Source organism: Tessaracoccus defluvii, from assembly GCF_014489575.1.
In the GTDB taxonomy this organism is placed as follows: Bacteria; Actinomycetota; Actinomycetes; order Propionibacteriales; family Propionibacteriaceae; genus Arachnia; species Arachnia defluvii.
The window spans coordinates 2494804-2508769 of the sequence record NZ_CP060789.1 but is presented as its reverse complement, the minus strand read 5'-3'; the positions used below and the strand labels follow the sequence as shown (position 1 = coordinate 2508769).

The 13966-nt window shown below is 70.5% G+C and carries 15 protein-coding genes; 10 read left to right on the top strand and 5 right to left on the bottom strand.

Annotation, left to right across the window (positions count from 1 at the left end):
- Nucleotides 1-23: 23 nt before the first annotated feature.
- Complete coding sequence (locus H9L22_RS12005) at nt 24-1436, bottom strand: alanine/glycine:cation symporter family protein (protein ID WP_187720132.1); 1413 nt, start codon at nt 1434-1436, stop codon at nt 24-26.
- Nucleotides 1437-1534: 98 nt separating this feature from the next.
- On the opposite strand from H9L22_RS12005, the gene H9L22_RS12000 reads away from it, so the two are divergent.
- A complete protein-coding gene (locus H9L22_RS12000) occupies nt 1535-2272 on the top strand; it encodes a family 43 glycosylhydrolase (protein WP_226966310.1) in 738 nt (245 codons plus the stop codon).
- 13 nt (nt 2273-2285) lie between these two features.
- Here H9L22_RS12000 and H9L22_RS11995 read toward each other — a convergent pair whose 3' ends face one another.
- The 4 genes from H9L22_RS11995 to H9L22_RS11980 all read right to left on the bottom strand — a co-directional run bounded on the left by H9L22_RS11995 (nt 2286) and on the right by H9L22_RS11980 (nt 6221).
- On the bottom strand, nt 2286-2840 hold the full coding sequence (locus tag H9L22_RS11995) for a Rossmann-fold NAD(P)-binding domain-containing protein (protein ID WP_187720130.1): 555 nt from the start codon (nt 2838-2840) through the stop codon (nt 2286-2288).
- A 145-nt stretch (nt 2841-2985) separates the two neighbouring features.
- Nucleotides 2986-4179 (bottom strand): PQQ-dependent sugar dehydrogenase, encoded by a 1194-nt coding sequence (locus H9L22_RS11990; protein WP_187720129.1) that lies wholly within the window; start codon nt 4177-4179, stop codon nt 2986-2988.
- Between the two features lie 47 nt (nt 4180-4226).
- A complete protein-coding gene (locus H9L22_RS11985) occupies nt 4227-4856 on the bottom strand; it encodes a TetR/AcrR family transcriptional regulator (RefSeq protein WP_187720128.1) in 630 nt (209 codons plus the stop codon).
- 60 nt (nt 4857-4916) lie between these two features.
- On the bottom strand, nt 4917-6221 hold the full coding sequence (locus tag H9L22_RS11980; protein WP_187720127.1) for an MATE family efflux transporter: 1305 nt from the start codon (nt 6219-6221) through the stop codon (nt 4917-4919).
- A gap of 70 nt (nt 6222-6291) precedes the next feature.
- On the opposite strand from H9L22_RS11980, the gene H9L22_RS11975 reads away from it, so the two are divergent.
- From H9L22_RS11975 to H9L22_RS11935, 9 genes are all read left to right on the top strand, one after another.
- Complete coding sequence (locus H9L22_RS11975) at nt 6292-7095, top strand: spermidine synthase (RefSeq protein ID WP_187720126.1); 804 nt, start codon at nt 6292-6294, stop codon at nt 7093-7095.
- A gap of 24 nt (nt 7096-7119) precedes the next feature.
- Nucleotides 7120-7800, top strand: coding sequence for a sortase domain-containing protein (locus H9L22_RS11970; protein ID WP_187720125.1), 681 nt, complete (start codon nt 7120-7122; stop codon nt 7798-7800).
- Nucleotides 7797-8336 (top strand): orotate phosphoribosyltransferase, encoded by a 540-nt coding sequence (gene pyrE, locus H9L22_RS11965; protein ID WP_187720124.1) that lies wholly within the window; start codon nt 7797-7799, stop codon nt 8334-8336. The genes H9L22_RS11970 and pyrE overlap by 4 nt, the downstream gene beginning before the upstream one ends.
- Nucleotides 8337-8417: 81 nt before the next feature.
- The gene (locus tag H9L22_RS11960) at nt 8418-9149 is read left to right on the top strand and encodes a LemA family protein (protein WP_187720123.1); all 732 of its coding nucleotides are present in this window, start codon (nt 8418-8420) and stop codon (nt 9147-9149) included.
- 160 nt (nt 9150-9309) lie between these two features.
- Nucleotides 9310-9855: a YceI family protein gene (locus H9L22_RS11955; RefSeq protein ID WP_187720122.1), complete on the top strand. Its 546-nt coding sequence runs from the start codon at nt 9310-9312 to the stop codon at nt 9853-9855.
- Nucleotides 9856-9922: 67 nt separating this feature from the next.
- The gene (locus H9L22_RS11950) at nt 9923-10585 is read left to right on the top strand and encodes a TrmH family RNA methyltransferase (protein ID WP_187720121.1); all 663 of its coding nucleotides are present in this window, start codon (nt 9923-9925) and stop codon (nt 10583-10585) included.
- A 5-nt stretch (nt 10586-10590) separates the two neighbouring features.
- On the top strand, nt 10591-11130 hold the full coding sequence (locus H9L22_RS11945; protein ID WP_187720120.1) for a hypothetical protein: 540 nt from the start codon (nt 10591-10593) through the stop codon (nt 11128-11130).
- A 90-nt stretch (nt 11131-11220) separates the two neighbouring features.
- Nucleotides 11221-12243: a class II fructose-bisphosphate aldolase gene (fbaA, locus tag H9L22_RS11940; RefSeq protein ID WP_187720119.1), complete on the top strand. Its 1023-nt coding sequence runs from the start codon at nt 11221-11223 to the stop codon at nt 12241-12243.
- A gap of 256 nt (nt 12244-12499) precedes the next feature.
- Nucleotides 12500-13552: an LLM class flavin-dependent oxidoreductase gene (locus H9L22_RS11935; RefSeq protein ID WP_187720118.1), complete on the top strand. Its 1053-nt coding sequence runs from the start codon at nt 12500-12502 to the stop codon at nt 13550-13552.
- The last annotated feature ends 414 nt before the right edge of the window (nt 13553-13966 follow it).

Sequence of the window (13966 nt, the reverse complement as noted above, 5' to 3'; positions counted from 1 at the left end):
GGTCTGCCCCCGGAACGGGATGATCACACGTCGGCCGGCTGCCCCTCCATGAAGTCCTCGACCTCCGCGCGCCCGGCGCGCAGCTTCGGGTCGTTGCGCAGGTAGTGCGCCGTCTCCCTGGCGATGAGGCCGGACAGCACCAGTAGGCCGATCAGGTTGGGCAGCGCCATCAGGCCGTTCATGATGTCTGCGAACGACCACACGATGGTCAGCGGGATCGTGGCGCCGACATAGACCACGAGGGTGAACACGATGCGGTACCAGAGCGTCGCCCGTGCCCCGAAGAGGCGCTCGACGCAGCGGTCGCCGTAGTAGGACCAGCCGAGGATGGTGGAGAAGGCGAACAGGATGACGCCGACGGCGACGATGTAGCCGCCCCACTCGCCGGGCAGGCCGTGGCTGAAGGCCATCGACGTGAGCACCGCGGGCGACTCGCCGGAGTCCCACACGCCGGTGGTGACGAGCACCAGGCCGGTGCAGGAGACGACGATGATCGTGTCGATGAATGTCTGCGTCATCGACACGAGGCCCTGCCGGACCGGGTGGGTCGTCTTCGCCGCAGCGGCGGCGATCGCTGCCGAACCCATGCCGGACTCGTTCGAGAAGATGCCGCGGGCGACGCCCATCTGCATGGCGATCAGGAAGCCGCCGAACGCGCCGCCGGCAGCGGCCTTGCCCGTGAAGGCCTGGCCGAAGATCAGCCCGAGGGCCGCGGGCACGTCGGCGATGTTGACGACGAGGATGTACAGCGCGCCGAGCACGTAGAAGACGATCATGATCGGGACGAGGGCTGCGGTGACGTGGCCGATCGCCTTGATGCCGCCCAGGATGACGAGGGCGACGAGGACGACCATGACGACGGCCGTGATCATGGCCGGCACGCCGAAGGCGGACTGCACGTTCTCCGCGACGGCGTTCGCCTGGGTCATGTTGCCAATGCCGAAGCTCGCCAGCACCGCGAAGACGGCGAAAACGATGCTGAGCGCGACGCCCCAGTTACCGGGCAGCGCCCTCTTCAGGTAGTACTGCGGGCCGCCGGAGGCCTGGCCCTTCGCGTCGACGGTGCGGAAGCGGACAGCGAGGAAGGCCTCGGAGTACTTCGAGGCCATGCCGACCAGACCGGTGACCCACATCCAGAACAGGGCGCCGGGGCCACCGATCGAGATGGCCGCGGCCACGCCGACGATGTTGCCGACGCCGACCGTCGCGGCCAGCGCCGTCGTCAGTGCCTGGAACTGCGAGATGTCGCCGCCCTCGGCGTCCTTGTCGCGGCGTTCCCAGAGGGCGAGCCGCAGGGCCGGCCCGAGAGTGCGGAACTGGATGCCGCGCAGCTTGATCGTGAGCCACAGGCCGGTGAGGAGCAGCAGCGGGATGAGGAACAGCGGCCCCCATACGAAGGAGGCGATGGTGTCGAGAAGGCTCTGCAGCTTTTCCATGGGGGTCCCGTCAGTCGATGGCTTCTGGCAATGGCGGAAACCTAGCAACGGAGATGGGGCGAGAATGCGGATTCCACGCGAATTAGCGTGCCCGTAACATTCCGCCGCCCGGGCGCCCCGGGGCTCAGACCGGCGGCTCCGGGCAGGGCCTCGCGGCGGTCGCTGCGGTCTCTCCCGGTAGGTTCCGCGACCGCTGGATCATGCTGGCCACGTTCAGTGACGCCGACGGTGTCCGCCGCGGGACGCAGGTGCTGGAGGGGCCGGGTCCCGCCGGACCGTTCGTGCCGCTGACGGCCGGACCGGTCACGCCGGAGGGCCAGCGCTGTCTCGACGGGACCCTCTTCTTCGACGACGATCACACACCCTGGCTCGTCTACTGCCACGAGTGGACCGACCTCGGCGACGGCGCCGTCTGCGCCATGCGGCTGGACGACGACCTGGCCGCGGCAGGGGAGCCCGTCGAACTGTTCCGGGCCTCGTCAGCGCCGTGGGCGACGCCCGTGCCCGGTGCCGAGGTGGACGGCGGCCTCGCCTACGTGACCGACGGCCCGTGGCTGCACCGGCACCCGTCGGGGCGGCTGCTGATGCTGTGGTCGAGCTTCGCCGACGGCGCCTACGCCATGGGCGTGGCCACGTCGGCCAGCGGCTCGGTGCTGGGGCCGTGGACGCAGTCCGACGAGACCCTGATCGCCGACGACGCCGGCCACGGCATGGTGTTCGAGGGGCCGAACGGCCTGCTGGTCACGTCCCATCGGCCGAACACGACGCCGCTGGAGCGGGCCGTGTTCCGCCGGCTGGTGACCACCACCGATTCGTTGGCGGTGGCCGGGGACTGAGAGCCGTGGAGGCTCAGGCCTCCACGGGGTTCTCGACGCACCAGCGCAGGGACTCCTCGACCGCCGCGGGGATGTCGTCGGGGCGGACGCCGAGGACGGCGGTCTCAGCCGGGTCGCTCACGGCCTCGCGGCTCTGGAAGTACGCGGTGTGGACGACCGGCACGCCGTGCTCGAGCCCGGCGGCGGCGGTCTGCGCGTCGACGGCCTCGTAGGCGGGGAGCACTGCCTCAAGGGGGACGACCTTCACATCCTCGGGGTCGCGGCCGAGCAGCCGGCAGGCGATCTGGTTCAGCTCGACGTAACTCAGGTCGTAGCCGTTGATGGGGTAGGCGGTCCCGTGGGTGCCGTTCTCCATCGCGCCGACCGCGGCCTGCGCGACCTGACGCGCCGTCACCGCCGACGTCGTGCCCCCGAGCACCGCGACCGGTCCGGTCCCGGCCGCGATCCGGTCGAGCACGAACTGCCACAGCGGCCGCTGGCCCGCGACGAGACCGAAGATGTACGGCAGCCGCAGCGACTCTCGGCGGCTGACCGGAACCACGTTACGGCGGTGGGCGGGGGCCTTCACCGGGCCCCCGGGGGTACGCCGGGAAGTGGGTTGGATAGGCTGAGGCTGAGGTGTACCGACGGGTCTCTTTGCGGCCGTCGAACGACCATCGGTCCCTGAGCCGGCCGCTTGCGGCCGTGTCGAAGGGCGAGACGCCGTTCGTACCTCAGCCCGCGATCCGCAGCTCCAGCAGCCGACCCGCCGCGCCGTCCTCCAGCAGCCAGATCGACCCGTCCGGCGCCTCCTCGACCGCGCGGATGCGTGCCCCCATCGGCCACTTCTCCTGCTCCCCGGACGACAGGTCGACCCGGATCAGCGCCTCGCCCGACAGGGCGCCCAGGAACGCGTCGTCGCGCCAGGCCGGGAACATGGAGCCCTGATAGATCAGCAGCGACCCGGGCGACACGCTCGGCGTCCACGACACCAGCGGCGCCTTGAACCCGTCGCCTGCCGCGTGGTCGGGGATGTCGGTGCCGTCGTAGTGCGAGCCGTTCGACGCCTCCGGCCAGCCGTAGTTGTGGCCGGCCAGGATCTCGTTCAGCTCGTCGCCGCCCTGCGGACCCATCTCGCTCGACCACAGCCTCCCGGTTGAGTCGAACTCCAGGCCCAGCGGGTTGCGGTGCCCGTAGGACCAGATCTGCGCCGCCAGCGGAGAGTCCTCGCCCGCGAACGGGTTCCCCTCCGCGGGCTGGCCGTCCAGCGTCAGCCGGAGGATCTTGCCGAGCGTCGTGTCGAACTCCTGCGCCGGATCCAGCTTCTGCCGGTCGCCGGACGACACGTAGAGGTGACCGTCGTGGATGACAAGGCGGTGCGAGAAGTGGCCGTTGCCGCTGACCTTCGGCGTCTGCACCCAGATCCGCTCGAGGTCGGTGAGTCGGGCCTGCGCCACGTCGAGCCGGGCCCGGCCGACGACGGCGCCCGTGCCGCCGTCGCCCGACTCCACCCAGCTCAGGTAGACGGTGCCGTCCTCCCGGAACGTCGGGCCGACGATCAGGTCGCCGAGGCCTCCCTGGCCCCCGACGGTGACCTCAGGGACCCCGCTGACCTCCCGGATGCCCGACGCGTCGCGCAGCTTGAGGCTGCCGCCCCGCTCCGTGATTGCGATGGTGTCGGTGCCCGGCAGGAAGGCGAGCGCCCACGGCTCGTCGAACTTCTCGTGTTCGGTGACGGTGAACTCGTGCGTCGCGGGGAGCGGGGATCCCGGCTCCCCGGAGGAGGGCGGGGAGGCCGGGGTCGGAACCGGCGCACTGATGGTCGGATCGGCCGGGGGCGTGGCTGTGGGCGCGGTGGGCGGGAGCGGCTCCGGCCCACCGCACGCGACGAGCAGCGCGACCGCGGCTGCCACGGCGATGCGGCGCATGGCCCGACACTACCCGCGCCGCGCGGGCGTCGTCCGAGGATTCCGGGCTAGGCGGACGGCTGATGGGCGGCCATGAACTGCTCCATCGCGACGGTGGCAGCCTCGTCGATCTCCTCGGGGGTGGGGGAGGGCTCGCCCAGCAGGACGCGGATCTGGGTGTCGCGCACGGCGAGGCCCCACAGCTCCCGATAGGCGTCGGCGGGGTCGGTGACGGTGAGTTCGCCGCGCTCCGCGGCGCCGCGCATGAACTCCTCGACGAGCGGGCCGACGCGGTGACGTCCGGAGCGCAGGAGGACGTGCGCGAGCTCGGCGGACGTCATGCTCGCCCGGTTGAGCGCGATCGATTCGGGGCTGGTCAGCATCGTCAGCAGACCGACGCAGTAGTCGCGCAGCGTCGCCTCGGCCGGCGCAGACGTCTCCAGGCCGGCCCGCACCGAGCGCACCGACTTCTCCGACTCCCGCTCCACCACCGCGGTCAGCAGGCCCTCCCGGCTGCCGAACCAGGCGTACAGCGTCGCCTTGGAGGCCCCGGCGCGCGCGGCGACGGCTGACATGGTGATGGCCTCGACGCCCATCTCCTTGAGGGTGTCCATGGCAGCATCGAGAAGGGCAGCCTTGCGCGCCTCGACTTCGTCGGCGCGGGGCCGCCCCCTGCGCGTGGGCTGGGACTGGACCATTCCGCTGAGCCTATCGGGACGCCGTCGCCGGCCACGGGCGGCCCCCTGCATGTGGGGTTGTCAGCCCGTAGCCAGCCAGGCCTCGCCCCGGGCCCGGAGGCCGAGAGTGACAGCGCGGGCCCCCATGAACCCGACGGTGAACGCCACCCACAGACCGAGCAGCGCGGTGGGGCCGGCGGGAAGCAGCAGCGCCAGGAGCGCCAGCGGCGCGTAGACCACAAGGGTGATGACGCCGGCCTTCGCCAGGAACGGCCCGTCTCCGGCCCCGATCAGCACGCCGTCGAGGAGATACACGTAGCCGGCCAGGCCGAGCGTCGCGCCGACGACCAGCAGCAACCGCCCCACGAGCTCCCGGACCTCAGCGTCGGTGCTGAACGCCGCCGCGATCGGGCCCCTGGTCAGGATCGCGGCCACACCGAGGAGCACGCCCGCGCCGACCGACCACCGCTTCATCGTCGAGGTGAAGCTGCGCGCCTCCGCGCGGTCCCCGGCACCCAGCGCGGTGGCGATGATGGTCTGCCCGGCGATGGCGAGCGCGTCGAGGGCGTAGGCGAGCAGGTTCCACACGTTCATGGCGATGTGGTGCGCGGCCAGCGCTGCTGCCCCCTGCGCCGCCGCGACGTACGTCGTCAGCAGCAGGGCGGCGCGCAGAGTCACCGTGCGCAGCCACAGCGGGAAACCGACCATCAAGCTGTGACGCATGTCGGTCCACGACGGCGCCAGCCGCGCCCCCTGACGACGGGCCTGGCGGGTAACGAGCAGCGCCGCGGTCAGGCCGAGCAACGTCTCCGCGATCGCCGTCCCGAGCGCCGCGCCCGCGATACCCATACCGGCGCCGAACACGAGGACCACGTTCAACAGGAGGTTCAGGCCAGCCACCGCGATGGACAGCACCAGCGGGGTGCGGGCGTCCGACAGCCCCCGGAACGTGCCTGTCGCGCCCAGCATCACCAGCATGCCGGGCAGCCCCGGAAGCGACCAGCGCAGATAGTCGACGGCGTACGGCGCCACATCCGGGCCGGCGCCCAGCCCGGCGGCGAGCCACGGCGCGGTCGGCCACATCACGAGCGCCAGGACGGCGCCCATCGCGGCCCCCACCCACATGGCCTGCACACCCATCTCGAGGCCGCGGCGCGTCCTGCCGGCCCCGACGTGACGGGCGACGACCGCCGTCGAACCGTAGGCCAGGAAGATCGACAGCCCCACGACGGTCAGCAGCAGCCCGCTGCCGATGCTCAACCCGGCCAGCGGCAGAGTGCCGAGCCTGCCGACGATGAACGTGTCGGCCAGCAGCATCAGCGGATGGGCGAGCAGCGCCGCGAAGGCGGGGACGGCGAGTGCGAGGATGCGGGAGGTCAGCGACATGGCGGCAGCCAGCCTACGTGCCGCGGCTCCCGGCTCCGGCCCGCGGACGCCGTCGCGATACCCTCGGCGAATGGATCGACTCTCCCCGGACCGCGAGACCCCGGGCGCCTTCTGGGTGCGTTTCGGCCCGACGGCGCAGTCCTGGGTCGACCCGGCCCGCCCCGACTTCCTCGCCTTCGAGTACGTCCAGCACACCGCCATGGTGCTCGACCACACCGTCCTCGGCGCCCCCGCCGACCGGCGGCTCCGCATCGTCCACATCGGCGGCGCGGGCATGTCGCTGCCCCGCTGGGTGGCCTGGCGGCGGCCGGCGACCGCGCAGGTGGTGTGTGAACCCGACGCCGAGCTGACGGAGGAGGTGCGGCGGAAGATCCCGCTGCCGCCGCGCTCCGGGATCAAGGTCCGCGACGTCGACGGCCGGACGGGGCTGGCCGCGATGCCGGACGCCTGGGCCGACGTCATCATCGTCGATGCGTTCGACGGGCCGCAGGTGCCCGGCGACCTCGCCACCGTCGAGGCGCTGGAACAGATGCGTCGGGTGCTGCGCGATGAGGCCGTCGTCATCTTCAACGTCACGGGCCGCGTCCCCTTCGACTGGGCCAAGGGGCTGGCCGGCGGGCTCGGTGCCCACTGGCGGCACCTCATGGTCGGGATGGAGCCCGAGGTCGCGAAGGGCAAGCGGTTCGGCAACCTGCTGCTGGTCGCCTCCGACGCCCGGCCCGACATCCGCGGCATCGAACGCGAGTCGGCGCGGCTGACGATCGGCTACCGCTGGGTCTCCGGACGCGAGGCCCAGGACTGGAGCGGCGGGCGTGAGCCGTTCGACGACGCGTCCGCGCAACCGTCGCCGGGCCCGGCGGGCCGGGGCTGGTAGCCGGAACCTGCAACAATGGCGCCCGTGGAAGCGCGACGAGCCGAGCCCGACAGCCGGCGGGGATTCTCCCCGCTGCTCGGTTTCGGGATCCTGCTGCTCGTGGCGCTGCTGATCGTCGGTGGCTGGCTCGGCTGGCGGTTCTGGGGCGCGAACCTGCTCGCTGCCAGGAGCGCCGCGGACACGGTCGCGCAGCTGCGGGCCGACTGGGCCGCGAACCCTGCCCCCGCGCCGGAGGAGGGGCAGACGACCGCCGTCGACACCCCTGACGCGCATGCCGCCGCCTGGATCCTGACCATCCCCGCCCTCGGACTCGAGTGGCCCGTCGTGGCGGGCGTCCAACCCTCCGATCTCGCCGTCGGTGTCGGCTGGTACCCCGGGACGGCGCTGCCCGGCCAGGTCGGCAACTTCGTGCTCGCGGGCCCGCGGGTCACAGACGGCCGCCCGTTCTACGACCTCCTGGACCTCGCGGAGGGCGACGAGATCGTCCTCGAGACGCGGGGTGCGCGCTTCACCTATAGCGTGGTGCTGTCCCCGGCAGACCTGACCGTCGACGCCGACGCCGACTGGGTGCTCGACCCGGTGCCCGGCCAGCCGGACGAGGTGCCCTCGCAGGCCCTCATCACCCTGACCACGTCCGAGGACCTGGTCGACACCCCAGACCGTGCCGTCGGCATCGGCACCCTGACAGAGACGGAGACCCCATGAGCGACCTGACCGACCTGATCCAGCAGATCTCCGACCTGGCCGTGGTGCGCGGCAAGGTGACCCTGGCCTCCGGCCGCGAGGCCGACTACTACGTCGACATGCGCCGCGTCACCCTCGACGGCGTCGCCTCGCCGCTCGTGGGGCGGGTCATGAACGACCTCGTCGCCGATCTCGACTTCGACGCCGTTGGCGGCCTGACGCTGGGCGCCGACCCGGTGGCCACCGCCATGCTGCACGCCAGGGCCGCGGCAGGTGGCCGACTCGACGCGTTCGTCGTCCGCAAGGAGGCGAAGGCCCACGGGCTGCAGCGCCGTATCGAGGGCACCGAGGTCGCCGGCCGCCGCGTGCTGGTGGTCGAGGACACGTCGACGACCGGCGGCTCGGCGCTGACCGCCGTGGAGGCGGTGCGCGAGGCGGGAGGCATCGTCGTCGCCGTCGCCGTCGTCGTCGACCGGGCCACGGGGGCTGCGGAGACGGTGGAGCGTGAAGGTCTGGAGTACCGCTACGCGGTGGGCCTGACCGACCTGGGGCTCTGACGCCCGGCCGCAGGCCGAAATACCCGACCGCCTGCCCGTGCTGTCCGCTACCGTTGATCCGACCGACCTGAGGAGCCTCCCGTGGAATTCCTGATCTTTCCCCTGCTGATCATCGTCCTGATCGCCGTTGGCGTGATCGTGTGGGGCTTCAGCGCCTACAACGGCTTCGTGAAGAGCCGCAACATCATCCAGGAGTCGTGGCGCCAGATCGACGTCGAACTCAACCGTCGCTACGAACTGATCCCGAACCTGGTGGAGACCGTCCGGGGCTACGCGGCACACGAGCGCAACACGCTCGAGCAGATCACCGCCCTGCGTAACCAGGCCCGTGCGCTCGCCGGCCAGACCCACGGCGAACCGAGCCAGCAGCGCGCCGCGGTCGAGCAGCAGCTGACGCAGGCCGTCCAGGGGCTGCTCGTGACGGTGGAGGCCTACCCGGACCTGAAGTCGAACACAAACTTCCTGCAGCTGCAGCGTGAGCTGACCGACACGGAGGACCGCATCGCGGCCGCCCGTCGCTTCTACAACGCGAACGTGCGGGACTACAACACCCGCGTCGAGTCGGTTCCGTCGAACCTCATCGCCAACTTCGCGAAGTTCGAGAAGGCCACCTACTTCGAGGTGAACGATCCGATCGTCCGGCAGGCCCCGGACGTCAACTTCGGCGAGATCTCGCAGCGTCCCGCCGCCGCGCCCCAGGCGACCCCGCAGCTGGGCGCCGAGCAGCAGGGGGCCAACCCGGTCCTCCCGCCGCAGCAGTACGCGCCCGAGACGCAGCAGCAGCCCGCCGATCGGCCGCCGTTCCAGGGCTGACGCCCGACCGAACCGACGCGAGGGACCGCACCCAGCAGGGTGCGGTCCCTCTGCGTTTGCCGTCGTCAGGCCCGGTTCAGAAAAAAGGGTGGACATCTGGTTGAAGTGTCAACCAGATTGGGTTATGATTGAAACATCAACCAGCCGAAAGGGTTCACACATGAGCATCACCGACGTCAAGGGCACCTACGTTCTCGACCCCTCCCACAGCAGCCTCTCCTTCATCACCCGTCACGCGATGGTCACCAAGGTCCGTGGCTCGTTCGAGGACTTCGAGGGCAAGGCCACCGTCGACGGTGCCAACCCCGAGGGCTCCGAGCTCGCCGTCACCATCAAGGCCGGCTCCGTCAACACGCGCAGCGCCGACCGTGACGCGCACCTGACCTCCCCCGACTTCTTCGACGTCGAGAAGTACCCGACCATCACGTTCGTGGGCACCGACTTCGCGGTGGAGGGCGACACCGTCAACGTGACCGGCGACATGACCATCAAGGACGTCACCAAGCCCGTGACCTTCCCGCTCGAGTACACCGGCACCGCCAAGGACCCGTTCGGCAACATCCGCGTCGGCTTCGAGGGGGCGACGCAGGTCCTGCGCTCCGACTTCGGCCTGACCTGGAACGCCGCCCTCGAGACCGGCGGCTTCCTCGTCTCCGACAAGATCACCCTCGAACTCGAGCTCTCTGCCATCCAGCAGGCTGCCTGATTCTCCACGCCCGGCGCCCCCGACCCCACGGTCGGGGGCGCCGACGCGTTCCCGGTACCCTCGCAGGGTGACTGACCAGCCCGAGCCCGCCGATCCGACCGCCCCCACCGTCGGCGTCGGCCCGCACCCGCTGCCCTGGCCCGAGGATCCCCGCCTCGACCCCGTCCTCCTCGCCGAGGGCGACCGGCGCAACGTCATCGACCGTTACCGGTACTGGCGCATGGACGCGATCGTCGCCGACCTCGACGAGACCAGGACCACGCTGCATGTCGCAATCCAGAATTGGGAGCACGACTTCAACATCGGCTCCATCGTCAGGACTGCCAACGCCTTCAATGTCGCCGCCGTCCACATCGTCGGACGACGGCGGTGGAACCGGCGCGGCGCCATGGTCACCGACCGCTACCTCCACGTCCACCACCACGACGACGAGGCGGCGCTCTTCGCCTGGCTCGCCGAGCGCCCCGTGACGCCCGTCGGGGTCGACAACCTGCCCGGCTCCCGGCCGCTCGAAACGACGCTGCTGCCCGCCGGGTGCTGCCTGATCTTCGGCTCGGAGGGCCCCGGACTGACCGACGAGATGGTCGCCGGCTGCGCGGGGCTGGTCGCGATCACGCAGTCCGGCTCGACCAGGTCGATGAACGCGGGCGCGGCGGCCGCCGTCGCCATGTACCACTGGGGTCTGCAGCACGTGACGGCGTCGTCCGGCGCCGCCCTGCCGCTAGAGTGACGCGCATGCAGCCACAGCGATTCGCGGCCGGACTGACGCCCCTGCCGACCGCAGCCCGGGTGACCAGGCAGCGCGGCGCGCTGCGGTGGCGCATCGTCTCGAGCCTCATCTCCGCGGCGCTGCTGGCGGCTCTGGCCTGGTTCGGGCGCGACACGTTCTCGACGGGCTGGCTCATCTTCCTCGTCGTCGCGTTCGCCGTCACGACGGTCTTCTGGATGGGTGTCTCGATCATCGGGCTCCACAACGCCAAGAAGGACCTCGCCCGGATCCAGGAGGGGGTGGCGTTCTACCTCGATCAACGGGGAATCGAGTTCCACTACCCGGAACGGGTCGATGTCGACTGGGCCGACGTCGGCGCACTGAGGCTCGTCGGGCGGAGCCTCGGCGCAGGGCCCGACCTCGCCGTCGAGAGGCATGGAGAGATCGTGGCGCGGGTGCCGCTGAGCTTCCTGGACGCCACTCCCCAGTACATCGATTCCGCGGCGCAGGCCTACTCGCTGGGCCGTGTCCGGCTCGATACCGAGGCGCTCGACAGCGTTTTTTGACGCCGCACGTCTGCGGACCCCGGGGATGGACTGGGTGGCCTCAGGCGATAGGCTGAGGGTGTACCGATTTCTTTCGAGTAAGGGGCATCCATGCCAGTTGCAACTCCTGAGGTCTACGCCGAGATGATCGATCGGGCCAAGGCAGGCAAGTTCGCCTACCCGGCCATCAACGTCTCGTCGTCGCAGACGATCCACGCCGCCCTGCAGGGCTTCGCCGAGGCCGGTTCCGACGGCATCCTCCAGGTGTCGACCGGTGGCGCCGAGTACCTGTCCGGCCCCACGGTCAAGGACAAGGTCGCCGGCGCCGCTGCGTTCGCTGCCTTCGTCCAGGAGATCGCCAAGGGCTACCCGATCAACGTTGCGCTGCACACCGACCACTGCCCCAAGGACAAGCTGGACAGCTTCGTCCGCCCGCTGCTGGCCATCTCGGAGGAGCGCGTCGCCCGCGGCGAGCTGCCCCTGTTCCAGTCGCACATGTGGGACGGCTCCGCGGTTCCGATGGAGGAGAACCTCCAGATCGCCGATGAGCTCCTGGCCCGCACCGCCAAGGCGAAGATCATCCTCGAGATCGAGGTCGGCGTCGTCGGCGGCGAAGAGGACGGCGTCACCGCTGAAATCAACGAGAAGCTCTACACCACGATCGAGGACGGCATGCGCACCGCTGAGGTCCTCGGCCTCGGCGAGAAGGGCCGCTACATCACGGCCCTGACCTTCGGCAACGTGCACGGCGTGTACAAGCCGGGCGCCGTCAAGCTGCGTCCCGCGGTTCTCAAGGAGATCCAGGACGCCGTCGGCGCCAAGTACGGCAAGGAGTCGCCGTTCGACCTCGTCTTCCACGGCGGCTCGGGCTCGACCGCCCAGGAGATCTCGGACGCTGTCGACTACGGCGTCATCAAGATGAACATCGACACCGACACGCAGTACGCCTTCACCCGCCCCGTCGTGGAGCACATGTTCCGCAACTACGACGGCGTGCTGAAGATCGACGGCGAGGTCGGCAACAAGAAGGCCTACGACCCGCGTGCGTGGGGCAAGGTCGCTGAGGCCGGCATGGCCGCCCGCATCATCGAGGCCTGCCAGCAGCTCCGCTCGGCCGGCACCGCCATCAAGTGACCTGCTGACCGCTGAGTCTCGTAACGGAGGCCGGCTCCCCGCTCGGGGAGCCGGCCTCCGTCGTGTCTGGCTTCCAGCAGGCCAGGTCGGGCTGAGAGCGCCCCGGCGTCCTCCGGGATGCCGGTCCGTGGCGGAACCGCTGTGGCGACACCCTCGTGGCGGTGCTGGGGTCTCATGCTGAGGGCGAAACGCTCAATGAAGTTGAATGTTCCACTAAATCGGGAATCTCTGCGCCGGGCTGCGGGTTGATGCGGGTATGAGAGCATTCGGGTTCCTGTCCTTCGGCCACTATTCGCCGCTCCCGGGATCGCAGACGCGCACCGCGGGCGACATGTTGAAGCAGACTGTGGACCTCGCCATCGGGGCGGACGAGCTGGGCGTCAACGGCGCCTATGTCCGGGTTCACCACTTCGCCAGGCAGGCGGCGTCGCCGATCCCGGTTCTGACGGCGATGGCGGCCAGGACGCGGCGGATCGAGGTCGGCACCGGCGTGATCGACATGCGCTACGAGAACCCGCTGTACCTGGCGGAGGAGGCGGCCGCGCTCGACCTGCTCTCCGACGGCAGGGTGGCGCTCGGCGTGAGCCGGGGGAGCCCGGAGACGGCGCTGCGGGGGTACGAGGCGTTCGGCTACACGGGGTCGTCCGACCCGCGCGGTGCCGACATCGCCCGCGACCACTTCGACACCTTCTGGGCGGCGATCAATGGCGAGCGGATCGCCGAGGCCGATCCGCGGCAGGCCCCGGCCGGCACCCGCCTCGCGATCGAGCCGCGCTCCGAGACGTTGCCGGGCCATATCTGGTGGGGGAGCGGTTCGCGCAGTTCGGCCGAGTGGGCGGGCCGTGCGGGTCTCAACCTCATGAGCTCCACCCTCTTGACGGAGGCGACGGGACAGCCGTTCCATGAGCTACAGGCCGAGCAGATCGAGGCTTTCCGGCAGGCGTACCGCGAGGCGGGCCACACCGGGACGCCGCGCGTGAGTGTGAGCCGCAGCATCTTCCCGATCGTCAACGAGCTGGACGCGCGCTACTTCGGCGACGGCCGTGACGAGGGCGGCGACCAGGTCGGCATCATCGACGGCTTCCAGTCGACGTTCGGCAAGACCTACGCGGCCGAGCCCGACAAGCTGATCGAGCAGCTACAGGCGGACGCGGCGGTCGCGTCGGCGGACACTGTGATGTTGACGGTGCCGAACCAGCTCGGTGTGGCGTACAACCTGCACGTGCTGGAGTCGTTCGCGAAGCACGTGGCGCCGGCGCTGGGTTGGAGGCCGAACACGGAGGGCCCGGTCGAGGGCTACCCGGTCTGACCAGGGCTCACCCGCGCCGCAGGTCCGTCCAGCTGACCTGCTGGCCGGGTCTGACTCGCTGAGCTGGTGCCGTCGCGCTCGAGGCTCCCGTGCACGAATCTCCGCTGAGCCGCCGTTGTGTGCATATCGCCACAGCGGCGGCTTGAGCCAGCAGAGTGTCCGCCGGAGCCAGATTTGTGTTCGGGAGGATAGACGAGTGTCGGGTCAGGGCCCTTGGGGGCGCGAGCTTGTCGAAACGCCGTCCCCGTGCACGAATCTCCGCTGAGCCGCCGTTGTGTGCATATCGCCACAGCGGCGGCTTGAGCCAGCAGAGTGCCCGCCGGAGCCAGATTTGTGCTCGGGGAACCGGATTTGTGCGCGGAGCCAGCCGAATGTTCGCCGGAGCCAGATTTGTGCCCGCCGGAGCCAGATTTG